The organism is Serratia ficaria, from assembly GCF_900187015.1.
GTDB lineage: Bacteria > Pseudomonadota > Gammaproteobacteria > Enterobacterales > Enterobacteriaceae > Serratia > Serratia ficaria.
The window spans coordinates 299,212-326,000 of sequence record NZ_LT906479.1 but is presented as its reverse complement, the minus strand read 5'-3'; the positions used below and the strand labels follow the sequence as shown (position 1 = coordinate 326,000).

At 59.2% G+C, this 26,789-nt stretch carries 16 protein-coding genes, 2 tRNA genes and 3 rRNA genes; 8 read left to right on the top strand and 13 right to left on the bottom strand.

Annotated elements, in window-relative coordinates:
- Positions 1-163: 163 nt before the first annotated feature.
- Both CKW09_RS01475 and CKW09_RS01470 read left to right on the top strand, forming a co-directional pair.
- Entirely contained in the window at positions 164-1,774 is a 1,611-nt protein-coding gene (locus CKW09_RS01475; protein WP_095095140.1) for a condensation domain-containing protein, read from the top strand.
- 72 nt (positions 1,775-1,846) lie between these two features.
- A complete protein-coding gene (locus CKW09_RS01470) occupies positions 1,847-4,939 on the top strand; it encodes an amino acid adenylation domain-containing protein (protein ID WP_095095139.1) in 3,093 nt (1,030 codons plus the stop codon).
- Between the two features lie 40 nt (positions 4,940-4,979).
- Here CKW09_RS01470 and CKW09_RS01465 read toward each other — a convergent pair whose 3' ends face one another.
- Both CKW09_RS01465 and gltP read right to left on the bottom strand, forming a co-directional pair.
- Positions 4,980-6,320, bottom strand: a complete 1,341-nt coding sequence (locus CKW09_RS01465; RefSeq protein ID WP_095095136.1) for a condensation domain-containing protein — start codon at positions 6,318-6,320, stop codon at positions 4,980-4,982.
- 245 nt (positions 6,321-6,565) lie between these two features.
- A complete protein-coding gene (gltP, locus tag CKW09_RS01460) occupies positions 6,566-7,882 on the bottom strand; it encodes a glutamate/aspartate:proton symporter GltP (RefSeq protein WP_061799710.1) in 1,317 nt (438 codons plus the stop codon).
- 891 nt (positions 7,883-8,773) lie between these two features.
- Here gltP and acs point away from each other — a divergent pair.
- The 3 genes from acs (at position 8,774) to actP (ending at position 12,785) form a co-directional block, all read left to right on the top strand.
- Complete coding sequence (gene acs / locus CKW09_RS01455) at positions 8,774-10,732, top strand: acetate--CoA ligase (RefSeq protein ID WP_061799711.1); 1,959 nt, start codon at positions 8,774-8,776, stop codon at positions 10,730-10,732.
- Positions 10,733-10,824: 92 nt separating this feature from the next.
- Positions 10,825-11,136 carry a DUF485 domain-containing protein gene (locus CKW09_RS01450; RefSeq protein WP_061799712.1) on the top strand — a complete coding sequence of 104 codons (312 nt, stop codon included), beginning with the start codon at positions 10,825-10,827 and terminating at the stop codon, positions 11,134-11,136.
- Positions 11,133-12,785, top strand: a complete 1,653-nt coding sequence (gene actP / locus CKW09_RS01445) for a cation/acetate symporter ActP (RefSeq protein ID WP_061799713.1) — start codon at positions 11,133-11,135, stop codon at positions 12,783-12,785. The genes CKW09_RS01450 and actP overlap by 4 nt, the downstream gene beginning before the upstream one ends.
- Positions 12,786-12,962: 177 nt before the next feature.
- Here the strand turns inward: actP and rrf are convergent.
- The 5 genes from rrf to CKW09_RS01420 all read right to left on the bottom strand — a co-directional run bounded on the left by rrf (position 12,963) and on the right by CKW09_RS01420 (position 18,185).
- Positions 12,963-13,078: ribosomal RNA gene (rrf, locus tag CKW09_RS01440) — 5S ribosomal RNA — on the bottom strand.
- Between the two features lie 102 nt (positions 13,079-13,180).
- Positions 13,181-16,088: ribosomal RNA gene (locus CKW09_RS01435) — 23S ribosomal RNA — on the bottom strand.
- A gap of 219 nt (positions 16,089-16,307) precedes the next feature.
- Positions 16,308-16,383 (bottom strand) — tRNA-Ala (locus tag CKW09_RS01430).
- Between the two features lie 109 nt (positions 16,384-16,492).
- Positions 16,493-16,569: transfer RNA gene (locus tag CKW09_RS01425), tRNA-Ile, on the bottom strand.
- Positions 16,570-16,643: 74 nt separating this feature from the next.
- Positions 16,644-18,185, bottom strand: a 16S ribosomal RNA gene (locus tag CKW09_RS01420).
- Together the 16S, 23S and 5S rRNA genes with 2 tRNA genes alongside form the textbook arrangement of a ribosomal RNA operon.
- Positions 18,186-18,820: 635 nt before the next feature.
- On the opposite strand from CKW09_RS01420, the gene purH reads away from it, so the two are divergent.
- On the top strand, positions 18,821-20,410 hold the full coding sequence (gene purH / locus CKW09_RS01410; RefSeq protein ID WP_061800454.1) for a bifunctional phosphoribosylaminoimidazolecarboxamide formyltransferase/IMP cyclohydrolase: 1,590 nt from the start codon (positions 18,821-18,823) through the stop codon (positions 20,408-20,410).
- 48 nt (positions 20,411-20,458) lie between these two features.
- Positions 20,459-21,742 (top strand): phosphoribosylamine--glycine ligase, encoded by a 1,284-nt coding sequence (gene purD / locus CKW09_RS01405; protein WP_061800452.1) that lies wholly within the window; start codon positions 20,459-20,461, stop codon positions 21,740-21,742.
- A 49-nt stretch (positions 21,743-21,791) separates the two neighbouring features.
- Here the strand turns inward: purD and CKW09_RS01400 are convergent, their stop codons facing one another.
- From CKW09_RS01400 to nudC, 6 genes are all read right to left on the bottom strand, one after another.
- Positions 21,792-22,463, bottom strand: coding sequence for a DUF1481 domain-containing protein (locus CKW09_RS01400; RefSeq protein ID WP_095095131.1), 672 nt, complete (start codon positions 22,461-22,463; stop codon positions 21,792-21,794).
- A gap of 36 nt (positions 22,464-22,499) precedes the next feature.
- The gene (hupA, locus tag CKW09_RS01395; protein ID WP_004929874.1) at positions 22,500-22,772 is read right to left on the bottom strand and encodes a nucleoid-associated protein HU-alpha; all 273 of its coding nucleotides are present in this window, start codon (positions 22,770-22,772) and stop codon (positions 22,500-22,502) included.
- A 189-nt stretch (positions 22,773-22,961) separates the two neighbouring features.
- Positions 22,962-23,552: a YjaG family protein gene (locus CKW09_RS01390; RefSeq protein ID WP_061800448.1), complete on the bottom strand. Its 591-nt coding sequence runs from the start codon at positions 23,550-23,552 to the stop codon at positions 22,962-22,964.
- A gap of 48 nt (positions 23,553-23,600) precedes the next feature.
- Positions 23,601-24,287: a deoxyribonuclease V gene (gene nfi / locus CKW09_RS01385; RefSeq protein WP_095095129.1), complete on the bottom strand. Its 687-nt coding sequence runs from the start codon at positions 24,285-24,287 to the stop codon at positions 23,601-23,603.
- Positions 24,288-24,296: 9 nt separating this feature from the next.
- A complete protein-coding gene (gene hemE, locus CKW09_RS01380) occupies positions 24,297-25,361 on the bottom strand; it encodes a uroporphyrinogen decarboxylase (RefSeq protein ID WP_061800443.1) in 1,065 nt (354 codons plus the stop codon).
- Positions 25,362-25,399: 38 nt separating this feature from the next.
- Positions 25,400-26,167 (bottom strand): NAD(+) diphosphatase, encoded by a 768-nt coding sequence (gene nudC / locus CKW09_RS01375; protein WP_095095126.1) that lies wholly within the window; start codon positions 26,165-26,167, stop codon positions 25,400-25,402.
- A 99-nt stretch (positions 26,168-26,266) separates the two neighbouring features.
- On the opposite strand from nudC, the gene CKW09_RS01370 reads away from it, so the two are divergent.
- Entirely contained in the window at positions 26,267-26,770 is a 504-nt protein-coding gene (locus tag CKW09_RS01370) for an Rsd/AlgQ family anti-sigma factor (protein WP_061800439.1), read from the top strand.
- Positions 26,771-26,789: the final 19 nt, after the last annotated feature.

Here is a 26,789-nt window from a genome sequence, read left to right as displayed (position 1 = left end):
AAATAAATAGTTTCACCATGCCGTTAACCGGCCGCATTTTTTTTCCAGGCGCCTTACTGATAGCACTTCCCTGCCGATCCGATCAAATAATAATAATTTTCATTCTTATTAACATTTGGATATATTCTTGCTGTCTCGTTCGCTGAAGCAAAATGGATACCTGATGCAAGCCTTGACCACCATGCAGGCCGCCTACTGGGTCGGCCGACAATCCGCCGCGCCGCTGGGGGGCATGTCCGCCCACCTGTATGCGGAGTTCGATGCCGGCGACCTGGACGCCGAACGTCTTAGCCGGGCCGTCGCGGCCCTGTATCTGCATCATCCGATGCTGCGTCTGCGCCTCACCGGGGACGGAATGCAAACCATCGCCGCCCCCGGCCCCCTCCACCGCCTGCATCTGGACGACTGGCGCCATGCCGATGCCGCGGAGCTCGAACGCGCCCTGGCCGCCAAACGCCTGGCGAAAAGCACCCAGCGATTGCCGCTCGAACAGGGGGTGCCCTGCGACATCAGCCTGACCCTGCTGCCGGGCAACCGCGGCCGCCTGCATGTGGATCTGGATATGATCGCCGGCGACGCCATGAGCTTTCGCCGGCTACTGGAAGATCTGGCGGCGTTTTATCACCGATGCCCGGCCGCCCCGGCCCCGGACCGGCCGGTGGCCTATTTCGATTATCTGGCGCAGCGCGCCGCCGAGCCAGGGCTGCCCGAACGACGCGCCCGCGCCCAACGCTGGTGGCGCGAGCGCCTGGCGCAATTGCCGCCCGCACCGCACCTGCTGCGCACGCCGGACGCCTGCCGCAGCGACCGCCTGGCCCTGCAGCTGAACGCCGGAGAAAGCCAGGCGCTGGCCGCCGCCGCCCAACGGCAGCACGTCACCCTGTCGACGCTGTTTTTGGCGCTGTTCGCCCTGACCGTCGGCTACGGCTGGCGTATGACGCGATTCCGGCTCAACGTGCCGCTGTTCCACCGCGATCCTGACTTAAAGGGCGCCGACGACATAGTCGGCGACTTCTCGAATCTGGTGCTGCTGGGCGTCGAGCTTGATCATGCGGAAAGCCTGCACGCCTTCTGCCACCGCCTGATGGCGCAGTTGGCGGAGTTGATTGAGCATGCGGATTACTCCGGCGTCAGCGTGATGCGCGACCTGTCGCGGCTGCACGGCAACCTGCAGCCTTCACCGGTGGTGTTCACCGCCGGCTTCGGCATCCGGGGCAAGACGCTGTTTTCCGAGCAGGTCACCCGCACCTTCGGCCCGCTCGGCTGGGTCATCTCGCAGGGGCCGCAGGTGGCGCTGGACGCCCAGGTCGCCCACAACGACGACGGTATTCTGATCAACTGGGACGTGCGGCTGGACGCTTTCCCGGAACCGGTGCTGCCGCGCCTGCTGGCCTGCTATCAGGCCTTGCTGCGTCAGGCCGCCCGGCAAAGCGACACCTTTGGCCAGCCGCTGTCGCAGCTGCTGGCGCGCTGCGTGCCCGACGCGCTGGCGCAACAGGCGCCGGTTCGCCAGCTGTTGCACCGGCTGCTGGCGCGGGCGGCTCCCGGCGCCGCGCTGAGCGACGACGACGATATTCGCCGGCTGCAGCTGCCGGATGCCGGCTTGAACGCCGTGCTGGGCGTGCTCAACAAATACCTGGCGACGGCGTTAACGCCGCAGGATGTGGCGAACCATTGCACGCCGGCCACCCTCGCCGCGCTGATCTGCGAACGCGCCCCCGGCGCGGCGGAAGGCGCGCGGACGCTGCTGAAGGCGCTGGCGCCCCAGGCTTGACGTCGATTCCCGGGCGCGGCTTCGTCGCGCATCCGGCCCTGTTTTATCGGTTAGCGACTATAGGGAAGCACCATGGAGACACCATTAACACCGCTGCAGCAGGCGTACCTTCTGGGCCGCGGCGATCGATGGCCGCTCGGCGGCGTGGCGATGCACGATTTCCGCGAATACTGCGGCTACCGATTGGATCTGCCGCGGCTCGAGGCGCGGCTGAAGGCGCTGGTGCAACACTACGCCGCACTGCGCACCTGCATCGATCCCCTGCGCCACACCCAGCATGTACGGCCGCAGGCGGTCGTCAATCTGGATCGGCACGATCTGCGCGCGCTGGGCCACGAGGCGGCGCAACGGCAGGCGGACCAGCTGCGGGAAGGCTATTCCCACCAGCGCCACGATCCGACGCAGCCGCTATGGCGCATCGCCGTTGTCCTGCTGCCAGAGCGGCAGGATCCGACAGGATCGCCGTACGACAGCCTGATCTTCACCAGCTTCGATGCGTTGATCCTCGATGGCCAGGGGATCGCCACCGTGATCGCCCGCCTGTTCGATCAACGGCCCCTGGCTCCGATAGCCCCCGCCAACCCGGCGCCGGCGGCGAGCGCGGAGCAACGCCAGGCCGACGCCGCCTATTGGCAACGCAAGCTGCAAGGCGTCACCACGCCGTCGACGCTGCCCTGGCTAAACCCGCTCGCCGGCCTGAAAGCCTCGCGCTATCGCCGGGCAAGCCTGACGCTGCCGCGCGAAACGCTGAAACAGCTTGGCCGCCTGGGTTCCGCCCATGCGCTGCTGCGCAACAGCACGCTCTCGGCGCTGATCCTCGATACGCTGGCGCACTGGACCACCGACGGTGAACTGTGCGTTGGCGTGCCGGTGGCCTTCCCCGCCACCGCAGGGGAATTAGGCAACGCATCCAGCTTCGTCGCCGTGCGCTACTCCCGCCACGGAGAAAACTTTGTTCATCGCGCCCAAACGCTGCAGGACGACGTGCTCGGCGCGCTCGACCATCTGACATTTTCCGGCGTGGATCTGGCGCGGCAGCTGTTGAACCGCAGCCAGGGCGGCCCGGCGCTGCCGGTGATCCTCACCAACTGCCTGAGCTGGGAAACGCTGCCGGCCGACGCGCCGGTGCGTTACCATGACGGGCTGACCCAGACGCCGCAGGTGGCGATCGATATTCGTCTGACGATGGACAGCGAGAAAAACCTGCAGCTGTGCGTCGACTACGCCGAACAGGCGCTGGACGGCGAGCAGGTGCAGGCGATGCTGAAGGCATTGCAGCGCCGCGTGACGCAAGCCTGCCAGGATGGCGAGCTGGAGATCGCGCCGGCGCGTTTTATCGACCTCGGGCATTACCGGCACAATGGCGAAGAGACGGACCACGTTCCCTATCCTTATCTGCAGCGGCTGGCCGAGCGGCTGTTTGGCGAGCAGGCGGCGCATACCGCGTTGATCTGCGACCAACAGCGGCTGACTTACGGCGAGCTGGGCCAGCGAGTCGCCACCCTGATGGCCAATCTGCAGCGGCGCGGCCTGCAAGCGGGCAGCGTGGTGGCGCTGTATTTGCCGCGCAGCCCGGAACAGGTGACCTTCAGCCTCGCCTGTGCGCTATCGGGCATTATCTGGGTGCCGATCGACATCAATTCACCGCCGGAACGCACCGCCTACCTGCTGGATAACTGCCGGCCGGACCTGGTGGTGCATCAGGGCGATCTGGACACGCCGCATGGGATCACGCCGGCGGCGTTGCTGACGCCCGCCGATAGCGCGCCGGCGCTGCCGGACAACCAGACGCTGGCGGCGCGCAGCGCCGACACCGCCGCGAGCTATTATCTGTATACCTCCGGCACCACCGGCAAACCGAAATGCGTGGTGCTCAACAACCGGGCCACCGCCAACGTGCTCGGCCAAACGCTGCAGCGTTGGGCGGTGAGCGCCGACGACGTGTTTATCTCGGTGACGCCGCCGCACCACGATATGTCGATGTTCGATCTGTTCGGCTCGCTCAGCGCCGGCGCGACGCTGGTGCTGCCGGCGGCGCATCAGGAGAAGGACGCCATCAGCTGGAACCAACTGGTGGAGCGGCATCGGGTCAGCCTGTGGTGCTCGGTGCCCGCCATTCTGGAAATGCTGCTCACCTGCAAAACGGCGGCCAGCCTGCAGTCGCTGCGTCTGGTGGCGCAGGGCGGCGATTACATCAAGCCGGCGACGGTGCAGCTGTTGCGCACTCTGCGCCCGGACATCGCGCTGTTCTCGCTGGGCGGCCCGACCGAAACCACGGTCTGGAGCATCTGGCACCCGATCGCGCCGCAGGAGACCGGCAGCGTGCCTTACGGCCAGCCGCTGCCGGCCAACCAATACTTCATCTGCCACGATGACGGCGCCCACTGCCCAACCGGCGTGGTGGGCCGCATTCACACCGCTGGGGTCAATCTGGCGCTGGGTTATCTGGAGCAGGGGGCGCTGAAGCAGCATGACTTCGTCACCCTCGCAGCCCCCGACGGGCGGCCGCTGCGCGCCTTCCGCACCGGCGACCGCGGATATTATCGCCCTGACGGCAACATCATGTTCGCCACCCGGGTGAACGGCTATGTGAAGATCCGCGGCGTGCGCGTCTCCCTGCCGGAAATCGAGCAGGTGCTGCGCGGCCATGAGGCGATACGGGATATGGTGGTGGTGGACTATCCGAGCGGCGAAAATGCCGAGGCGACCCTGGGGGCGATGTATCTGACGCGCGACGGCAGACCGTTGGCCCTGTCGGATCTCCGCGCCTTCGCGACCGGCTACCTGCCCTGCACCCACATTCCGACGCGCTTTATTCACGCCGCAACGCTGCCGCTTTCCGGCAACGGCAAAACGGATCGCCAGCGCATCCGCGCCGCGTTGGTGAGCCAGCAGGCCGCTCCGGCGCTGAATGCCTGCGCTGCGCCGCCGGGCGCGCCAACCGCACGCAGCGGCGAGATCCTGAGAATTTACTGGCAGGCCATCGGCGTGGCGCCGCGGCCGGAATGGGGCGAGGAGACCGCCTTTATGACGATGGGATTGAAACTGCCGCACATCAAAGAAGTGGCGGCCCGCCTGAACGACGCCTTTGGCACCCGGCTGGCGACCACGGCGCTGCTGCCCTGTAAAAATGCGCGGGACGTGGCGGCGCTGCTGGCCGGCTAACCCGCAATGGCACGGGCAGGGTGCCCCCTGCCCGCTGGCTTCAGGCCGATACCGCCATCAACGCATCCAGCGGCAGCGCCAGCCCGCCCGGCTGCAGCGCGCGCTGCAGGAAGCCCTGCAGAGCGTCGCCATAGCCCGCCGCCCCAGGCGGAAACTGCTGTATGAAGACATCGATATCCACGTGCAGATCGCTGGCGTCGGTACGGCCGCGATAGGTCAGATTAAAGCCGTCGCCGGAGCCGCCGGCCAATACCCGGCGCGTGCTGGCGCAGCCGACAAAGCTGGGCGGATCGAACGGCTGGACATTGATAAACGGCGAGATGAAGAAGCGCGAGTTGGCGTCAACGCCCCGGTCGGCGGCTAACTGACGCAGGCGGTAGCCGGCATGGCCGCGCAGCTCACGCAGCGTCGCCGCCATCTTCGGCAAAAAGCGCTCCAGGCTTTCTCCCGGCGCCAGCGTGACCAGCAGCGGCAGCGTATTGACCGCCAGCGCGGGTACGTTGGTTGCGGTCCGCCCGCGGCGGTTCATCGCCGGCATCCACATCGGCAGCGTATCCCCCGCGGCTCTCTGATGCGGCATCGTCTGGTGCAGCCAGGCGGCGGACAACGCCAGCAGCAGATCGGGCCAGCCGATGCCGCTGCGTTCAGACAGCTGCAGCAGCCGCCGCGAAACCGCCTCAGGCAACAGTTGGCTGGTGCTCAGGCAGCGTATGCCGTACTCCTGGCCGCCCTTGCGCACCGTGGGCAAAGGCGGGGCCGGCGGCAGGTAACCTTGCCAGAAAAGGCGGTCCCGGCCGCCGCGCTCGGAGGCGGCGTAGCCTAACTCCTGCCGATGGAAGGCCAGAAAGCCGCCCAGCGGCTGACCGCCGGCGCCCTGACCGAGAAAATGGGCATACAGGGCGGCGCAGCGATGTTCTATCAGCGCCATGCCGTATCCATCGACCACGATGTGGTGGGCGCGCAGGTACCAGATGTAATGCGTCGGCCCCAGTTTGATCAGCCATACCGCCGCTATCGGCCGGCGATGCAGATCCATCCGCTGGTCGACGTCCGCCCGCATCAACCGCAGCGCGGCCTGATGGGGATTGGCCTGGTCCTGCACATCCATACGCCGCAGCGCCGGCATGCGCTGGGGGTCGTGCCGCAGCTGCGGCGATTGGCCCTCCCCGCCGGGATCGAACCGCAGGGCAAACGCCTGGGTTTCGGCGATGGTGAGGGCGATGGCCCGGCCCAGCGCCGTTTCATCCACCACGCCGCGCAGCTCGGTGCTGTGGGCCACGGTGGAAAACGGCTGGTCGGGATGCAAGGTAAATTCTTCCCAGAAGTCGAGCTGCGCTGGCGCCAACGGCAGCCATTCAGAGGCCAAAGCGGTTTCCAACATGTTACCTACCTTTGATAAGCCTGAATAAAAGCGCTGAGCGCCGGCGGATCCGCCCGCGGCTCAAATGCTTTTTAATGTGTCCATACATAAAGAAATGAAAATGATAATAACATTTATTATCATTTCTATTAATTCAATAACACTTTAGATTCAGTTCAGCGAGGATGCAAGTCAGCGGAGGGCGGCGGATGGCAAAACGCCCCCAGCCGCGAGGCCAGGGGCGTTTATGGAGGTTGCGGAACAGCTTACGACTGATTGGCCGGTTTGACCTTCGCCGAGAGGAATTCCTTCTCGTACGCCAGCGACTTCTTGCGATCGAACTGGTGTTCCCACTTGGCGATGACCAGCACCGCCAGAGCGTTGCCCACCACGTTCAATGCGGTGCGCGCCATATCCAGGATACGGTCGACGCCGGCGATAAACGCCAGGCCTTCCAGCGGAATACCGACGCTGCCCAGCGTGGCCAGCAGTACGACGAAGGACACGCCGGGCACGCCCGCAATCCCCTTCGAGGTGACCATCAGGGTTAATACCAGGATGATTTGCTGGCCCAGCGACAGCTCTATCCCGTACAGCTGCGCAATAAAAATGGCGGCGATGCTCTGGTACAGGGTCGAACCGTCGAGGTTGAAGGAATAGCCGGTCGGCACCACAAAGCTGGTGATCGACTTGGGCGCGCCGTAGGCTTCCATCTTTTCGATGATGCGCGGCAGCACCGTCTCTGAGCTGGCGGTGGAATAGGCCAGGATCAGTTCATCCTTGAGGATGCGGATCAGCGTCCAGACGCGCAGGTTGCAGGCGCGGGCGACGCCGCCCAACACCACCAGGGCGAAGAAAGCGATGGCGAAATACACCAGCAACACCAGCTTGGCCAGCGGCAGCAGCGAGGCGAAGCCAAAGTTCGCCACCGTTACCGAGATCAGGCCAAACACCCCGATCGGCGCATAGCGCATGATCATGTGGGTGACTTTGAACATGCTTTCGGAAACGGCTTTGAACACCTTCAGCAGCGGCTCTTTGGTTTCCTTCGGCAGCGAGGACAACCCAAGGCCGAACAGCACCGAGAAGAAGATGATCGGCAGCATGTCGCCCTGCGCCATCGACGAGAAAATGTTCGACGGGATCAGCGACAGGATAGTCGTCACCAGACTGTGCGAACCGCTCTGCACCTGCTCGGTGGTTTTTTCGTACTGCGAGATATCCACCGCGGTCAGCGTCGACATGTCGATGCCGTGGCCGGGTTGAAAAACATTAGCCAACGTCAACCCCACCACTATGGCGATGGTGGTGATCACTTCGAAATAAATAATGGTTTTCAATCCGAGGCGGCCTAACTTCTTCGCATCCCCGACCCCGGCAATACCGACCACCAGAGTGGCAATAACAATCGGCACCACAATCATTTTAATCAGGCGAATAAAGATATCGCCCGCCGGGCTTAGAATATTGCTGACCAGCCACTCGCGTGACTCGGTCTGATTATGCAATACCGCACCGACAATAATACCCAGCACCAGCGCGATCAGGATTTGCCAAGCCAGGCTAATTTTTACACTTTTCATACCCAAAAAGTCCTCAAAGACTCTTTCCGCCGCATTTAACCGCCACGCCACGAAGAGAATACTTAATCATTTGATACAGGCTTATGTTAATCAGTGGACGCGTTCACCTGCCCTTGGTGCGACGCGGTATAAATCAGTACCATCTGCGCAGGCTGGTCTGCAAGCCTTGATTTTTCAGGCTTGTGCGTTGAATCACATCACAAAATTTTTACGTTTTAATATCAAACAACATAATTTACTGTTATTAAAAGAATAATTTTACGTGAAATGAATCACATAATTGCCTGGTCGGTGATTTTTTGAACGCAATTAAAATGCGTTGTTCGTCGCCCATTTTGCATATTTAGTCTTCTGCGGATGTTTGTATTTTGTTACTAAAAAGTTCTTAAAATGAGAATAGGCCGAGTGACGCCGACGCATAATAATGAAGCTATATTTTAATCGTGCGTAAAAAATGAACGCCACGACTGGCCGGGCGCCAACTGCAACCTTAGGCTTATTGCCTTCGCAGAGCGTTAATCCCGGCGCAATTCGCGCGCTGCCAGGCGGCCTACGCCGGGGGTATTAATATCAACATCGAATATTAATAATCGAAAAGAGCAAAAAATATTTTATTGCCGGTAAATAATCACGTGATTATTTAAAACCCATAAAATGATCGTGCGTGCGGTTATTCTTTTTCGTTATTTAGATAGCGTTTTTTGACAAAAATCGCCTATTTGACGGTTTTTCTTCACCAAGCAGATAGATACCTGCTGCAATTACGACAGAACTATTACAAATCAATATCTTCGTTGCGTGATCTGCCGCGCAAAAAAGAAACAAAGAATCATAGCAAACTATACTTAACCTTCAGTTGACATACTATTAACAACTTAAAGGAGAAAAGCTATGAGCCAACTGCATAAACACGCTATTCCTTCTGCAATTGCAGAACACGCCCTGATTAATCCGGAACAATACCAGCAATATTATCAACAGTCTGTGCAAGACCCGGAGGCGTTCTGGGGGGAGCATGGCAAAATCCTGAACTGGATCAAACCTTATAGCAAAGTAAAAAATACCTCTTTCGACCCGGGCCACGTCAGCATTCGCTGGTTCGAAGACGGCACCCTCAACCTGGCGGCTAACTGCCTGGACCGCCATCTGGCCGAACGCGGCGACCAGACCGCCATTATCTGGGAAGGCGACGATCCCGCCCAGTCGAACAAAGTCACCTATAAACAGCTGCACCACGATGTTTGCCAGTTCGCCAACGTGCTGAAAAAGCTGGGCGTCAAAAAAGGCGACGTGGTGGCTATCTATATGCCGATGGTGCCGGAAGCGGCGGTCGCCATGCTGGCCTGCGCGCGCATTGGCGCCGTGCATTCGGTTATCTTCGGCGGCTTCTCGCCGGAAGCGGTTGCCGGCCGCATCATTGACTCCAACGCCAAGCTGGTGATCACCGCCGACGAAGGCCTGCGCGCCGGCCGCGCCGTGCCGCTGAAGAAAAATGTCGACGACGCGCTGAAAAACCCCGGCGTGACCAGCGTCACCAACGTGGTGGTGTTCCAGCGTACCGGCAAACCGGGCTACTGGCAGGAAGGGCGTGACCTGTGGTGGCACCAGCTGACTGACGGCGTATCCGCCGACTGCCCGCCGGAAGAGATGAATGCGGAAGATCCGCTGTTTATCCTGTACACCTCCGGTTCGACCGGCAAGCCCAAGGGCGTGCTGCACACCACCGGCGGTTATCTGGTATACGCCGCCATGACCTTCAAATACGTGTTCGATTATCACGACGGCGACGTGTACTGGTGCACCGCCGACGTGGGCTGGGTGACCGGCCACAGCTATCTGCTGTACGGCCCGCTGGCCTGCGGCGCCATCAGCCTGATGTTCGAGGGCGTGCCTAACTACCCCGGCGTTAACCGCCTGTCGCAGGTGATCGACAAGCATCAGGTCAATATCCTGTATACCGCGCCAACCGCCATTCGCGCCCTGATGGCCGAAGGCGACAAGGCGATCGAAGGCACCCGCCGCGATTCGCTGCGCATCATGGGTTCGGTCGGCGAGCCGATCAACCCGGAAGCCTGGGAGTGGTACTACAACAAGATCGGCAACGGCAAATGCCCGATCGTCGACACCTGGTGGCAAACCGAGACCGGCGGCTTCATGATTACTCCGCTGCCGGGTGCCACCGAGCTGAAAGCCGGCTCCGCCACGCGGCCGTTCTTCGGCGTGCAGCCGGCGCTGGTCGATAACGTCGGCATCCCGCAGGAAGGCGCCTGCGAAGGCAACCTGGTGATCGTCGACTCCTGGCCAGGCCAGGCGCGCACCCTGTTCGGCGACCACGAGCGTTTCGAACAGACCTACTTCTCCACCTTTAAGGGCATGTACTTCAGCGGCGACGGCGCACGCCGCGACGAGGACGGTTACTACTGGATCACCGGCCGCGTCGACGACGTGCTGAACGTGTCCGGCCACCGCCTGGGCACCGCCGAGATCGAGTCCGCACTGGTGTCGCATCCGAAGATCGCCGAAGCGGCGGTGGTCGGCATTCCGCATAACATCAAAGGCCAGGCGATTTACGCCTATATCACCCTCAACCACGGTGAAGAACCGACGCCGGAACTCTATGCCGAAGTGCGTAACTGGGTACGCAAAGAGATAGGGCCGATCGCCACGCCGGACGTGCTGCACTGGACAGATTCCTTGCCCAAGACGCGCTCCGGCAAGATCATGCGTCGCATCCTGCGCAAAATTGCCGCCGGCGATACCAGCAATCTGGGGGATACCTCCACGCTGGCGGATCCGGCCGTAGTCGACAAGCTGTTGGAAGAAAAACAATCAATGAAAGTGCCGTCATAATTTGCGCCGCCTCCGGCCGCTCATCCGCATAACTCTGCGTTGAGCGGCCACCTGCGCGGCGTACTCTATCAATACCTACTGGAGAGACTCTGATGAATGACACCATTTATCAAGGGATTGAAGAAAACCCGCGCTTTAAGGAGCTGGTGAGGAAACGCGGCCGCTTCGCCTGGCTGCTCTCGCTGATCACGCTGGCGCTTTACGTTGGCTTTATTTTATTGATCGCCTTTGAGCCCCAATGGCTCGGCACGCCGATCGCCGAGGGATCGACCATTACCCGCGGGATCCCGGTCGGCGTCGGCCTGATCGTGATCTCTTTTGTGCTGACCGGGATCTACGTGTTTCGCGCCAACGGCGAATTCGATCGCCTGACTGCAGAAATCCTGCGTGAGGTGAAACGATGAAACGCTTACTTTCCGCCGCCGCGCTGCTGATGCTGCCGGGCCTGGCCTGCGCCGAAGCCATTGGCGGCGAGGTGCAACGCCAGCCGCTCAACGTTCAGGCGATCGTGATGTTCGTGCTGTTTGTCGGCGCCACGCTGTATATCACCTATTGGGCCTCCAAACGCACCCGCTCGCGCCAGGATTATTACACCGCGGGCGGGCGCATCACCGGCCTGCAGAACGGGTTGGCGATCGCCGGTGACTTTATGTCCGCCGCTTCTTTCCTCGGTATTTCCGCCCTGGTGTACACCTCCGGCTATGACGGCCTGATTTACTCCATCGGCTTCCTGATCGGCTGGCCGATCATTCTGTTCCTGATTGCCGAACGCCTGCGCAACCTTGGCCGCTACACCTTCGCCGACGTAGCCTCTTACCGGCTGAAGCAGAAACCGATCCGCACCCTGTCGGCCTGCGGCTCACTGGTGGTGGTGGCGCTATACCTGATCGCGCAGATGGTCGGCGCCGGCAAACTCATCCAGCTGCTGTTCGGCCTTAACTACCACGTGGCGGTGATCCTGGTCGGTATTCTGATGGTGCTGTACGTGCTGTTCGGCGGCATGCTGGCCACCACCTGGGTGCAGATTATCAAGGCGGTGCTGCTGCTGGCCGGCGCCAGCTTTATGGCGCTGATGGTGATGAAGTCGGTCAACTTCGATTTCAACACGCTGTTCGCCGAAGCGGTGAAGGTGCATCCGAAAGGGATCGCCATCATGAGCCCCGGCGGGCTGGTGTCTGACCCGATATCGGCGCTCTCGTTGGGCCTGGCGCTGATGTTCGGCACCGCCGGTTTGCCGCACATTCTGATGCGCTTCTTTACCGTCAGTGACGCTAAAGAGGCGCGTAAGAGCGTATTCTACGCCACCGGTTTTATCGGTTACTTCTATATTCTGACCTTTATCATCGGCTTCGGCGCCATTCTGCTGGTGAGCGGCAATCCGGCGTTCAAGGACGCCACCGGCGCGCTGTTGGGCGGCACCAATATGGCGGCGGTGCATCTGGCCAACGCGGTCGGCGGCAACTTCTTCCTCGGCTTTATCTCCGCGGTCGCCTTCGCCACCATTTTGGCGGTGGTAGCCGGCCTGACGCTGGCCGGCGCCTCCGCGGTGTCTCACGATCTGTACGCCAGCGTGGTTAAAAACGGCAAGGCGACCGAGCGCGACGAGCTGCGGGTGTCCAAAATCACCGTCGTGCTGCTGGGCATCGTGGCGATTGCGCTGGGGATCTTGTTCGAGAAACAGAACATCGCCTTTATGGTCGGGCTGGCGTTCTCCATCGCCGCCAGCTGTAACTTCCCGATTATCATTCTGTCGATGTACTGGTCACGCCTGACCACCCGCGGCGCCATGATCGGCGGCTGGCTGGGGCTGCTGACCGCGGTGATCCTGATGATTCTTGGGCCGACCATCTGGGTGCAAATCCTCGGCCATGAAAAGCCGATTTACCCGTATGAATACCCGGCGCTGTTCTCGATGATCGTGGCCTTTGTCGGCACCTGGCTGTTCTCGGTTACCGACAGTTCGCTGGCCGGACAGCAGGAACGCGAACGCTTCCGTTCCCAGTTTGTCCGCTCGCAAACCGGGTTGGGGATCTCGCAGGGCAGCTCGCATTAACCGAATAATAAGTGAAAAAACGCAAACACACCCTAATCAAAGGCCCTTCGGGGCCTTTTCTCTTACTGCGTTTATGATTGGAACCACTGAAAGGCGCAGCGTAGCTGCGCTTTTTTGCTTTTTTGCACATAACAAAAAGCCCCATGCTTTCGCATGGGGCTTGTCGTTTTATTTGATGCCTGGCAGTGTCCTACTCTCGCATGGGGAGACCCCACACTACCATCGGCGCTACGGCGTTTCACTTCTGAGTTCGGCATGGGGTCAGGTGGGACCACCGCGCTATTGCCGCCAGGCAAATTCTGTTTCATTCTTGGCCGTTACTCGCGTAACCACCAGAACCAATCTAAGAACTTCGCTGAAAATTATTCGTCTCTCTAAAACACCTTCGGTGTTGTAAGGTTAAGCCTCACGGATCATTAGTACTGGTTAGCTCAATGCATCGCTGCACTTACACACCCAGCCTATCAACGTCTTAGTCTTAAACGTTCCTTCAGGGACCTTAAAGGTCCAGGGAAGACTCATCTCGAGGCAAGTTTCGCGCTTAGATGCTTTCAGCGCTTATCTTTTCCGCACTTAGCTACCGGGCAGTGCCATTGGCATGACAACCCGAACACCAGCGGTGCGTTCACTCCGGTCCTCTCGTACTAGGAGCAACCCCTCTCAATCTTCCAACGCCCACGGCAGATAGGGACCGAACTGTCTCACGACGTTCTAAACCCAGCTCGCGTACCACTTTAAATGGCGAACAGCCATACCCTTGGGACCTACTTCAGCCCCAGGATGTGATGAGCCGACATCGAGGTGCCAAACACCGCCGTCGATATGAACTCTTGGGCGGTATCAGCCTGTTATCCCCGGAGTACCTTTTATCCGTTGAGCGATGGCCCTTCCATTCAGAACCACCGGATCACTAAGACCTACTTTCGTACCTGCTCGAGCCGTCACTCTCGCAGTCAAGCTAGCTTATGCCTTTGCACTAACCTCACGATGTCCGACCGTGATTAGCTAACCTTCGTGCTCCTCCGTTACTCTTTGGGAGGAGACCGCCCCAGTCAAACTACCCACCAGACACTGTCCTCACCCCGGATTACGGGGCCGAGTTAGAACATCAAACATTAAAGGGTGGTATTTCAAGGTTGGCTCCACGCAGACTGGCGTCCACGCTTCAAAGCCTCCCACCTATCCTACACATCAAGGCTCAATGTTCAGTGTCAAGCTATAGTAAAGGTTCACGGGGTCTTTCCGTCTTGCCGCGGGTACACTGCATCTTCACAGCGAGTTCAATTTCACTGAGTCTCGGGTGGAGACAGCCTGGCCATCATTACGCCATTCGTGCAGGTCGGAACTTACCCGACAAGGAATTTCGCTACCTTAGGACCGTTATAGTTACGGCCGCCGTTTACTGGGGCTTCGATCAAGAGCTTCGCCTTGCGGCTGACCCCATCAATTAACCTTCCAGCACCGGGCAGGCGTCACACCGTATACGTCCACTTTCGTGTTTGCACAGTGCTGTGTTTTTATTAAACAGTTGCAGCCAGCTGGTATCTGCGACTGGCTTCAGCTCCATCCGCAAGGGACTTCACCTACGCGCCAGCGTGCCTTCTCCCGAAGTTACGGCACCATTTTGCCTAGTTCCTTCACCCGAGTTCTCTCAAGCGCCTTGGTATTCTCTACCTGACCACCTGTGTCGGTTTGGGGTACGATTCTGTGTTACCTGATGCTTAGAGGCTTTTCCTGGAAGCTTGGCATCAACTACTTCTGCACCGTGGTGCATCGTCATCACGCCTCAGGGTTGATAAGCAACCGGATTTACCGGGTCACTCCCCCTACACGCTTAAACCGGGACAACCGTCGCCCGGCTAGCCTAGCCTTCTCCGTCCCCCCTTCGCAGTAACACCGAGTACAGGAATATTAACCTGTTTCCCATCGACTACGCCTTTCGGCCTCGCCTTAGGGGTCGACTCACCCTGCCCCGATTAACGTTGGACAGGAACCCTTGGTCTTCCGGCGAGCGGGCTTTTCACCCGCTTTATCGTTACTTATGTCAGCATTCGCACTTCTGATACCTCCAGCAACCCTCACAGGCCACCTTCAACGGCTTACAGAACGCTCCCCTACCCAACAACGCCTAAGCGTCGCTGCCGCAGCTTCGGTGCATGGTTTAGCCCCGTTACATCTTCCGCGCAGGCCGACTCGACCAGTGAGCTATTACGCTTTCTTTAAATGATGGCTGCTTCTAAGCCAACATCCTGGCTGTCTATGCCTTCCCACATCGTTTCCCACTTAACCATGACTTTGGGACCTTAGCTGGCGGTCTGGGTTGTTTCCCTCTTCACGACGGACGTTAGCACCCGCCGTGTGTCTCCCGTGATAACATTCTTCGGTATTCGGAGTTTGCATCGGTTTGGTAAGCCGGGATGGCCCCCTAGCCGAAACAGTGCTCTACCCCCGAAGATGAGTTCACGAGGCGCTACCTAAATAGCTTTCAGGGAGAACCAGCTATCTCCCGGTTTGATTGGCCTTTCACCCCCAGCCACAAGTCATCCGCTAATTTTTCAACATTAGTCGGTTCGGTCCTCCAGTTAGTGTTACCCAACCTTCAACCTGCCCATGGCTAGATCACCGGGTTTCGGGTCTATACCTTGCAACTATTCGCCCAGTTAAGACTCGGTTTCCCTACGGCTCCCCTATACGGTTAACCTTGCTACAAAATATAAGTCGCTGACCCATTATACAAAAGGTACGCAGTCACACCACGAAGGTGCTCCCACTGCTTGTACGTACACGGTTTCAGGTTCTATTTCACTCCCCTCGCCGGGGTTCTTTTCGCCTTTCCCTCACGGTACTGGTTCACTATCGGTCAGTCAGGAGTATTTAGCCTTGGAGGATGGTCCCCCCATATTCAGACAGGATGTCACGTGTCCCGCCCTACTCATCGAACTCACAGTCAATGCATTTTAGTGTACGGGGCTATCACCCTTTACTGCGCGACTTTCCAGACGCTTCCACTAACACAAGAACTGATTCAGGTTCTGGGCTGCTCCCCGTTCGCTCGCCGCTACTGGGGGAATCTCGGTTGATTTCTTTTCCTCGGGGTACTTAGATGTTTCAGTTCCCCCGGTTCGCCTCGTTAAGCTATGTATTCACTTAACGATAGTGCAACGAATTGCACTGGGTTTCCCCATTCGGGTATCGCCGGTTATAACGGTTCATATCACCTTACCGACGCTTTTCGCAGATTAGCACGCCCTTCATCGCCTCTGACTGCCTAGGCATCCACCGTGTACGCTTAGTCACTTAACCTCACAACCCGAAGGCGTCTTTTATAAATAATCGACACTTCGCATTGCAAACATTTGAGAGACTCTATGACAGGTTACTCCTCATCCCAATATTTCTACGGAGGGACAAGTTTCAGCCGTCATGTTTCAATTTTCAGCTTGTTCCAGATTGTTAAAGAGCAAAATACTTCGCAGCATACTGTCGCCAATATACTCTGAAGTATTGAAATACCGGACTATATGGTGGAGCTAAGCGGGATCGAACCGCTGACCTCCTGCGTGCAAGGCAGGCGCTCTCCCAGCTGAGCTATAGCCCCATACAGTCACGTGCAGTACCTTTGATATACAACTTCTTTCTTAGGCAAGGCATGCGGAGGGAAGTTTACCTGGGTAAACGACCGCGCATAACGCAGCATAGGGAAGAAGTGGTAGGCCTGAGTGGACTTGAACCACCGACCTCACCCTTATCAGGGGTGCGCTCTAACCACCTGAGCTACAAGCCTATAAAGGTATTTCTGCTCGTTACTTTCTATCAGACAATCTGTGTGAGCACTTCACGCGAATCGATATCATTAGGTAAGGAGGTGATCCAACCGCAGGTTCCCCTACGGTTACCTTGTTACGACTTCACCCCAGTCATGAATCACAAAGTGGTAAGCGCCCTCCCGAAGGTTAAGCTACCTACTTCTTTTGCAACCCACTCCCATGGTGTGACGGGCGGTGTGTACAAGGCCCGGGAACGTATTCACCGTAGCATTCTGATCTACGATTACTAGCGATTCCGACTTCATGGAGTCGAGTTGCAGACTCCAATCCGGACTACGACGTACTTTATGAGGTCCGCTTGCTCTCGCGAGTTCGCTTCTCTTTGTATACGCCATTGTAGCACGTGTGTAGCCCTACTCGTAAGGGCCATGATGACTTGACGTCATCCCCACCTTCCTCCGGTTTATCACCGGCAGTCTCCTTTGAGTTCCCGACCGAATCGCTGGCAACAAAGGATAAGGGTTGCGCTCGTTGCGGGACTTAACCCAACATTTCACAACACGAGCTGACGACAGCCATGCAGCACCTGTCTCAGAGTTCCCGAAGGCACCAATCCATCTCTGGAAAGTTCTCTGGATGTCAAGAGTAGGTAAGGTTCTTCGCGTTGCATCGAATTAAACCACATGCTCCACCGCTTGTGCGGGCCCCCGTCAATTCATTTGAGTTTTAACCTTGCGGCCGTACTCCCCAGGCGGTCGATTTAACGCGTTAGCTCCGGAAGCCACGCCTCAAGGGCACAACCTCCAAATCGACATCGTTTACAGCGTGGACTACCAGGGTATCTAATCCTGTTTGCTCCCCACGCTTTCGCACCTGAGCGTCAGTCTTCGTCCAGGGGGCCGCCTTCGCCACCGGTATTCCTCCAGATCTCTACGCATTTCACCGCTACACCTGGAATTCTACCCCCCTCTACGAGACTCTAGCTTGCCAGTTTCAAATGCAGTTCCCACGTTAAGCGCGGGGATTTCACATCTGACTTAACAAACCGCCTGCGTGCGCTTTACGCCCAGTAATTCCGATTAACGCTTGCACCCTCCGTATTACCGCGGCTGCTGGCACGGAGTTAGCCGGTGCTTCTTCTGCGAGTAACGTCAATGCGCTGCCGTATTAAGACATCGCCCTTCCTCCTCGCTGAAAGTGCTTTACAACCCGAAGGCCTTCTTCACACACGCGGCATGGCTGCATCAGGCTTGCGCCCATTGTGCAATATTCCCCACTGCTGCCTCCCGTAGGAGTCTGGACCGTGTCTCAGTTCCAGTGTGGCTGGTCATCCTCTCAGACCAGCTAGGGATCGTCGCCTAGGTGAGCCATTACCCCACCTACTAGCTAATCCCATCTGGGCACATCTGATGGCGTGAGGCCCGAAGGTCCCCCACTTTGGTCCGTAGACGTTATGCGGTATTAGCTACCGTTTCCAGTAGTTATCCCCCTCCATCAGGCAGTTTCCCAGACATTACTCACCCGTCCGCCGCTCGTCACCCAGAGAGCAAGCTCTCCTGTGCTACCGCTCGACTTGCATGTGTTAGGCCTGCCGCCAGCGTTCAATCTGAGCCATGATCAAACTCTTCAATTAAAAGCTTGATTTGCTTCAACTCGTGAAGCGATGCTCAAAGGTTACTGCATGAATTTTACTTCAGTTAGTCACTCTTCAAGACTTGATATTTTTTCGCATCCGAAGATGCTGGATATCGTCTTGTGGAGTGCCCACACAGATTGTCTGATAAATTGTTAAAGAGCAGTGAGTTAGCCGCTTTCGCTTGTTAACTCGAGGTGGCGTATATTACGCTTTCCTCTTTCAGAGTCAACCCTAATTTTCAGGATTTTTTCTCTGCGACCCCCGGATACTCTGTGAAGTTGTTCACATGTTCCGTGTCGATGGAGGCGCATTATAGGGAGTTCCTCGCAGGCCGCAACAGGTATTTTCGGCAAAAACGATCGTTTGCTGCATTCCACAGCAAAACCCCGCCTTATACCCATTTGTGCACAAACTTATCCACAGAAGCGATTTGCACGGAAAATTTACGAGCGCCACGCAAACGTTTTCGCTACAATTCCCCGCGACAAAACGATCCCCTTTTATGGGGGCGTTAGCTGAATTTGTGCCTGACCGCCCTGCTATAAAGGGCAAAAAACCTTCCTTATAGAAAGAAGAAGGTGGAAATTCACGTAACGCTCTTATTGCGACTCCAAAAGCCAAGGGATAAAACCATGCAACAACCTCGTCCAATCCGCCGGGCCCTGCTCAGCGTGTCTGACAAAGCCGGTATCGTTGAATTCGCCGAAGCGCTGTTAAGCCGCGGCGTTGAGCTGCTCTCCACCGGCGGCACCGCCCGCCTGCTGGCCGATGCCGGTCTGCCCGTTACCGAAGTTTCCGACTACACCGGTTTCCCGGAGATGATGGACGGACGAGTGAAGACTCTGCACCCTAAAGTCCACGGCGGCATTCTCGGCCGTCGCGGCCAGGACGACGCCATCATGGCTCAGCATGACATCAAGCCTATCGATATGGTGGTAGTGAACCTGTACCCGTTCGCCCAAACCGTGGCGCGCCCGGGCTGCTCGCTGGAAGACGCCGTCGAGAATATCGATATCGGCGGCCCAACCATGGTGCGCTCCGCCGCCAAGAACCATAAAGACGTCGCCATCGTGGTGAAGAGCAGCGACTACGCCGCCATCATTACCGAGATGGACAACAGCGACGGCTCGCTGCAGTACGCTACCCGTTTCGATCTGGCGATCAAGGCCTTCGAGCACACCGCCGCCTACGACAGCATGATCGCCAACTATTTCGGCGCGCTGGTGCCGGCTTACCATGGCGATACCGAACAGCCTTCAGGCCGCTTCCCTCGCACCCTGAACCTCAACTACGTCAAGAAGCAGGATATGCGCTACGGTGAGAACAGCCACCAGCAGGCCGCCTTCTATATAGAAGAGAACGTGCAGGAAGCCTCGGTCGCTACCGCCGACCAGCTGCAGGGCAAGGCGCTGTCCTATAACAACATCGCCGACACCGACGCGGCGCTGGAGTGCGTGAAAGAGTTCGCCGAACCGGCCTGCGTGATCGTCAAACACGCCAACCCGTGCGGCGTGGCGATCGGCGACGACATCCTGGCGGCTTACGAGCGCGCCTATCAGACCGATCCCACCTCCGCCTTCGGCGGTATCATCGCCTTTAACCGCGAGCTGGACGCCGCTACCGCGCAGGCGATCATCAGCCGCCAGTTCGTCGAAGTGATCATCGCCCCGAGCATCAGCCAGGAAGCGCGCTCGCTGCTGGCGGCCAAACAGAACGTGCGCGTATTGGCCTGCGGCCAGTGGCGGCAGCGCGTGGCCGGCCTGGACTTCAAACGCGTCAACGGCGGCCTGCTGGTGCAGGATCGCGATCTGGGCATGGTGACTGACGGCGATCTGCGCGTGGTGTCCGAGCGCCAGCCAAGCGCTCAGGAGCTGCGCGATGCGCTGTTCTGCTGGAAGGTGGCCAAGTTCGTCAAATCCAACGCCATCGTCTATGCGCGCGACAACATGACCATCGGCATAGGCGCCGGCCAGATGAGCCGCGTGTACTCCGCCAAGATCGCCGGCATCAAGGCCGCGGACGAAGGCCTGGAAGTGAAAGGCTCCGCCATGGCCTCTGACGCCTTCTTCCCGTTCCGCGACGGCATCGACGCCGCGGCGGCGGTCGGCATCACCTGCGTGATCCAGCCAGGCGGTTCGATCCGCGACGACGAAGTGATCGCCGCCGCCAACGAGCACGGCATTGCGATGATCTTCACCGACATGCGCCACTTCCGCCATTAATCCTTTTTGCTGCGTGCGCGCCGGCGCACGCTATTCGTGGAGCACCTGATGAACATTTTGATTATCGGCAACGGCGGGCGCGAACATGCGCTGGCCTGGAAAGCCGCCCAGTCTCCGCTGGCGGACAAAGTCTACGTCGCGCCGGGTAACGCCGGCACCGCGCTGGAAGCCAGTCTTACGAACGTGGCGATCGCCGCCACCGACATTCCGGCGCTGATCGCCTTCGCCCAGAGCCATGATATCGGCCTGACCATCGTCGGGCCGGAAGCGCCGCTGGTGATCGGCGTGGTCGACGCCTTCCAGGCCGCGGGCCTGAAAATCTTCGGCCCATCCCAGGCCGCCGCCCAGTTGGAAGGTTCGAAAGCCTTCACTAAAGACTTCCTGGCGCGCCATAACATCCCCAGCGCCGAATACCAGAACTTCACCGAGGTTGAACCGGCGCTGGCCTACGTGCGCAGCAAAGGCGCACCGATCGTCATCAAGGCCGATGGCCTGGCGGCGGGCAAAGGCGTGATTGTCGCCATGACGCTGCAGGAAGCGGAAGATGCGGTGCGGGACATGCTGGCCGGCAACGCCTTTGGTGATGCGGGGCATCGCATCGTGGTGGAAGAGTTCCTCGACGGTGAGGAAGCCAGCTTTATCGTGATGGTCGACGGCGAGAACGTGGTGCCAATGGCCACCAGCCAGGACCATAAGCGCGTCGGCGACGGCGACACCGGCCCGAACACCGGCGGCATGGGGGCCTACTCGCCAGCGCCGGTGGTGACCGATGAGATCCACCAGCGCGCCATGGACCAGGTGATCTGGCCAACGGTGCGCGGCATGGCGGCGGAAGGCAACACCTACGTCGGCTTCCTGTACGCCGGCCTGATGATCTCCGCCGACGGCCAGCCGAAGGTGATTGAATTCAACTGCCGCTTCGGCGATCCGGAAACCCAGCCGATCATGCTGCGCCTGCGTTCCGACCTGGTGGAGCTGTGCCTGGCGGGCGCGGAAGGCAAGCTGGGCGAGAAAACCTCCGAATGGGACGAACGCCCCGCCCTCGGCGTGGTGCTGGCGGCCGGCGGTTACCCGGGCGATTACCGCAACGGGGAGGTTATTCAGGGTCTGCCGCAGCAGGAAAGCGCCGACGGTAAAGTGTTCCATGCCGGTACGCGCATGCAGGGCAATGAAGTGGTGACCAGCGGTGGCCGCGTACTTTGCGTAACGGCGCTGGGCGCAACGGTGGCGCAAGCGCAGCAACGCGCTTATCAGCTGGCGGAAGGCATTCAGTGGCCAGGCAGTTTCTGTCGTAAGGATATCGGCTATCGCGCCATTGCGCGCGGCAAGTGATCTGAACGCCGCCGTTCATGGATATGGGCTCCGCACCGCGGGGCCTTTTTTATAGCTGGCTTTCTTTCGGCTCCCAGCCGCAGAAATCGTCGTTCGCCACCAGCAGCAGCGCACTCCCTTCCGGCGCATCCAGCCAGGCGATGTTCACCGCTCGGCCGCTGTTGCGCGCGCGTTTCTCGACCCAGGCCTCGGCACTGGCGTTTAACCCCGGTTTCAGCCGCTGCCCGTCGCAGGTTTGTACCTCGCCCTGCAGCCAACGCCCCTGCAACAGCTTCACCTTGCCCGCGCGCAGCGCGTCGCTGACCTCAAGGATGCGTCGCGCCTGATACTGATACAGCGCAATCTCGTCGCTGGACAGCGGCTCGCGGCGGGTCGCCAGCTGGCGCTGCATGAAGCTCACCGTACCGTCGTCGGCAAAGCGCAGTCGAATGGAGTCGCGATCGCCATCGGCGTCGGTGCGTTTGATCTGGCGCAGGATGCCGCCCTGGTATTCATACAGCGTGGTGATGGTTCCTGGCCCGCGGTAGGGGCTGTAGACGCTCATCAGCACCTGCGCGCGATGCTGGTCGTCATCTTTACGCCACAGGCGAATCACGCCCCGATCGGCCACGAAGCCGCTGGCGGTAAAGCTGGGGATAGTAGAATGGAAACTGCAGGCGCTCAGGCCGGCAGCGATGCCGACAGCCACGAGCGCCCGACGGATAAACAAAAGGGGCGCCATCGCCCCCCTGTTTAATCTTTTCACCAACACGCAGTATTACTTAACTGCGTCTTTCAGTGCTTTACCAGAAACGAACGCAGGCACGTTGGCAGCTGCGATTTTGATTTCTTTACCAGTCTGTGGGTTGCGGCCAGTGCGCTCGCTACGATGGTTTACCTTGAAAGTACCGAAACCAACCAATTGTACTGCATCACCTTCTTTCAGAGACTCAGTAATAGCAGCCAGGGTGGATTCCAGAGCCAGTTTAGCTTGTGCTTTGGAAAGGTCAGCCTTGTCCGCGATTACATCAATCAGTTGAGTCTTGTTCATAAGTTATCCTTACAGTGTGTTTATCGTTTGCAAAGCATCGAGTGCGACGGATATGCCGATTGACAGCACTCTCCTGCATACACGCACCGATAGCCACTTTTTTTACGCCCCCCAAATGTAGACCAGACAGGGTGCGGATGTGAAGCCTTAAGGCATGACAAATCAGGCGTTAAATCACGTTTTCTTGCCTTATTGCGCTAAATTTATCCCAATGTTACTGACTCCGGCTTCGCGAAGGTCGGATCGCAACCCTTTGATCAGGTCCAAATCACGCTCTTCGCAATCAGCCAACAGGCGGAAAATTTCCCATTGGATGTCCCATTCTTCCTCTACCGCAGGCAAAACCTTCAACTCATCGTCGGTCATTTCTTTACCGGCCTGAGTCATTTCCAACATCGCCACGGTGCGAATTGACGTTTCGCTGATGGCGATGGCGTGCTCCAGCGTCTCCCCGCTGAGCCGCGAATGGATCAGTTCCCCTAATGCGATACAGGCGTCGATTGCCGGATAAACGCCGTAAAGATCGTAATCTTCTGCCGAGGGTATCGCCTCTTCCAACTTTTCCAGCTGGCTGTCGAAGTTGACCTTGGCGTCCTTGACCACCAGCGTTTCCCACACCAGATCCAGAATGCGGCGATATATCGCCGGATCGCCGAACGCGGTTTGCAGGCAGAACATCTGGTAATTCGGGTACATACGCTCGCACAAACTGGCCATAAAGGTCAAATGTTGCCAGCTCTCAAGCTTTTCCAGACGTAAATGAATCGGGTTACGTAGCATTGTTTACTCTCTTACGCGTTATCTGCGCCGCAGTGTACCCGAAATCGCTCATTGCGACACCTCCGGATGCTGCTGCAGCCAGCGCTGGAAGGCCGGGCGGCGCGAAGCGATGGCGTCGGCCCAACGGGTGGGCTCCGGCAGGCGATAGCCCGCCATGCAGCGTTGCACCCAGGCCAATGCGCTGTCGGCGCTGATGCGGTGGCCGGTGGCGATAAACAGCGGGTTGCAGCGCGCCTTGCTGCGCCACACCCAGCCCAGCTGCTCGCCTTGGTCTTCCAGCGGCGCCAGCGCTCCCGCGGCGGCATCCAGCGGCGCAAACTTGCCGCACAGGCGCTTCTTGGCCACGCCGATGGTCGGCACATCGACCAGCAGGCCGAAATGGCTGGCGACGCCCAGGCGGCGCGGATGCGAGATGCCATGGCCGTCGACGAAGATCAGATCCGGTTTTTGCCGCAGCTGCCGCCAGGCGGCAAGCAGCGCGGGATATTCGCGAAACGACAGGAAACCGGGGATATAAGGCATGGTGGTGGCGATGCGGGCGATTTGATACTCCACCAGCTCCAGCGACGGATAGCGCAGGATGGCGATGGCGGCGCGCGTCACCGCCCCCTCTTGCTCGAAGCCCACGTCGGCGCCGGCGATGAACGCCGGCGGATCGACCGGCAGATCATCGTGGCGAATGACCTCGGAGGCGCGGCGCAGCTGCTCGGCGCGCAGGGCTTGAGTCTCTATCACGTCCGCTCCTTAACGGTGGTATTTCGCCGACTGCGCGTGCACCGCCTCGACGAAGGCGCCGGCATTTTCCGGCGGTACGTCCTGATGGATGCCGTGGCCCAGGTTAAACACGTGGCCTTCGCCGTGGCCGAACCCGGCCAGAATGGCTTCCACCTCCTGGCCGATGCGCTCCGGCGAAGCATAAAGCATCGACGGATCCATATTGCCCTGCAGCGCCACCTGGTCACCCACGCGGCGGCGCGCGTCGGCGATATCGGTGGTCCAGTCCAGGCCCAGCGCGTCGCAGCCGGTGGCGGCCATCGCTTCCAGCCACTGGCCGCCGCCCTTGGTGAACAGCGTGACCGGCACGCGGCGGCCGTCGTTTTCACGCAGCAGGCCGTCGACGATCTTGTGCATGTAATGCAGCGAGAACTCGCGGTAATCGCGGCCGGTCAATACGCCGCCCCAGGTATCGAACACCATCACCGACTGCGCGCCGGCCTTGATCTGGGCGTTGAGATACAGGATCACGCTGTCCGCCAGCTTGTCCAGCAGCAGGTGCAGCGTGGCCGGCTCGGCGTACATCATCTTCTTCAGCTTGGTGAAGGCCTTGCTGCTGCCGCCCTCCACCATATAGGTCGCCAGCGTCCAGGGGCTGCCGGAGAAACCGATCAACGGCACTTCGCCCTTCAGCTCGCGGCGAATGGTGCGCACCGCGTTCATCACGTAGCCCAGCTCGACCTCCGGATCGAACAGCGGCAGCTTGTCTACGTCGGCGCGGCTGACGATAGGCGAAGAGAAACGCGGGCCTTCGCCGGCTTCGAAATACAGGCCAAGCCCCATGGCGTCGGGAATGGTGAGAATATCGGAGAACAGGATGGCGGCGTCCAGCGCATAGCGGCGCAGCGGCTGCAGCGTCACCTCGCAGGCCAGCTCCGCGTTTTTGCACAGCGACATGAAATCACCGGCCTGGGCGCGGGTCGCCTTGTATTCCGGTAAATAACGACCGGCCTGACGCATCATCCATACCGGGGTCACATCCACCGGCTGGCGCAGCAGCGCGCGCAGGTAGCGATCGTTCTTCAACTCATTCATTTATGGGGCTCCCTTAATAATCTGCCGGTCATTGTACATTATTCTGCCCGGCACAGCGCCACGGTGTCCTCAATCAGCCGGCGCGCCACGGTGCCGGGCGGCGGCAACAGCGGCAAGCGATCGTAACGGTACCAGCCGGCGTTGAGCAGTTCCTTGGGATCGTGGCGGATCTCGCCCTGATGATAGTCGGCCATAAACGCCATCATCAGCGAGTGCGGGAACGGCCAGGGTTGGGAGGTGACATAGCGCAGGTTTTTGATTTCGATATTGCTTTCTTCCATCACTTCACGCGCCGCCGCCTGTTCCAGCGTCTCGCCCACCTCGACAAAACCGGCCAGCACCGTATGGATGCCGCCGCGATGGCGCACGTGCTGCGCCAGCAGGATCTGGTCGTCGCGCCGAATGGCGACGATCACGCAGGGGGCAATCTGCGGGTAGTAGCGCTCGCGGCAATTTCCGCACAGGCAGGCGCTTTCGCTGCGGCTGAAGTGCATCTCATGGCCGCAGTAGCCGCAATAGCGATGGGAGCGGTAGAAATCCGCCAGCTGCACGCCGCGCCCGGCGAGCTGGAACAAACCGCGATCCAGTTCGAGCAGCTGCCGCACCGAGCCCATGTCGCGCGGCATCGCATGGCGCACCAGCCATACCGGCGCGCCGCCCCACTCGCCGATGGCGCGCGCCATTTTACCCTGCAGGGAAAAAGAGGCGGCCGAACCGAACGGCAGTTCACCGTTCGGTAACCAAAGTTTGCTTTCATGGCTGACTATCCACCAGCCATTTTCATTACCCGTTAATGCAAGTTCCATATCGTTGTTGCACAACCTCAGCTTCACTGGCACTCTACAAATCGGCCTTGTTACATTTTAATAACTTACTGTTACTTTTTATTACTTACGGAGTCAAACATGCTCAACCGTTTGGAAAGCCTGACTCAGCGCCTTGGTGGTAGTAATGAATTAGTTGATCAATGGCTTCAGGCCCGCAAGCAATTGCTGGTCGCCTACTGCACCCTGGTGGGCCTCAAACCGAATAAAGAAAAGCATACGCCGCTGAATGAAAAAGCGCTGGAGAACTTTTGCCATAATCTGGTGGATTATCTCTCAGCCGCGCATTTCCATATCTATGACAGAATTATCAAACAAGTGGAAGGCGCTGCCAGCCCAAAAATGTCTCTGTCGGTAAACATCTACCCCAAACTCTGGGCCAATACCGAGCAGGTCATGGCCTTTCACGACCGCTATACCGAAGTGGATATCGATCAAGACGTGTGTCTGGAGTTCCACCAGGCGCTGTCGGATATCGGCGAGACGCTGGCGGCGCGCTTTACCCTGGAAGACAAGCTGATCCAGCTGGCGGCGGAAGCCTCGCAGCCGCCGCTGTCGGATAAGGCGCTTGATCAGGCGCGTTAGAATTTTGTAGTCTTTTTTA

Coding starts and splice junctions, on each gene's coding strand:
- CKW09_RS01475 (WP_095095140.1), top strand. CDS start 164: ATGCAAGCCTTGACCACCATGCAGGCCGCCTACTGGGTCGGCCGACAA.
- CKW09_RS01470 (WP_095095139.1), top strand. CDS start 1,847: ATGGAGACACCATTAACACCGCTGCAGCAGGCGTACCTTCTGGGCCGC.
- CKW09_RS01465 (WP_095095136.1), bottom strand. CDS start 6,320: ATGTTGGAAACCGCTTTGGCCTCTGAATGGCTGCCGTTGGCGCCAGCG.
- gltP (WP_061799710.1), bottom strand. CDS start 7,882: ATGAAAAGTGTAAAAATTAGCCTGGCTTGGCAAATCCTGATCGCGCTG.
- acs (WP_061799711.1), top strand. CDS start 8,774: ATGAGCCAACTGCATAAACACGCTATTCCTTCTGCAATTGCAGAACAC.
- CKW09_RS01450 (WP_061799712.1), top strand. CDS start 10,825: ATGAATGACACCATTTATCAAGGGATTGAAGAAAACCCGCGCTTTAAG.
- actP (WP_061799713.1), top strand. CDS start 11,133: ATGAAACGCTTACTTTCCGCCGCCGCGCTGCTGATGCTGCCGGGCCTG.
- purH (WP_061800454.1), top strand. CDS start 18,821: ATGCAACAACCTCGTCCAATCCGCCGGGCCCTGCTCAGCGTGTCTGAC.
- purD (WP_061800452.1), top strand. CDS start 20,459: ATGAACATTTTGATTATCGGCAACGGCGGGCGCGAACATGCGCTGGCC.
- CKW09_RS01400 (WP_095095131.1), bottom strand. CDS start 22,463: ATGGCGCCCCTTTTGTTTATCCGTCGGGCGCTCGTGGCTGTCGGCATC.
- hupA (WP_004929874.1), bottom strand. CDS start 22,772: ATGAACAAGACTCAACTGATTGATGTAATCGCGGACAAGGCTGACCTT.
- CKW09_RS01390 (WP_061800448.1), bottom strand. CDS start 23,552: ATGCTACGTAACCCGATTCATTTACGTCTGGAAAAGCTTGAGAGCTGG.
- hemE (WP_061800443.1), bottom strand. CDS start 25,361: ATGAATGAGTTGAAGAACGATCGCTACCTGCGCGCGCTGCTGCGCCAG.
- nudC (WP_095095126.1), bottom strand. CDS start 26,167: ATGGAACTTGCATTAACGGGTAATGAAAATGGCTGGTGGATAGTCAGC.
- CKW09_RS01370 (WP_061800439.1), top strand. CDS start 26,267: ATGCTCAACCGTTTGGAAAGCCTGACTCAGCGCCTTGGTGGTAGTAAT.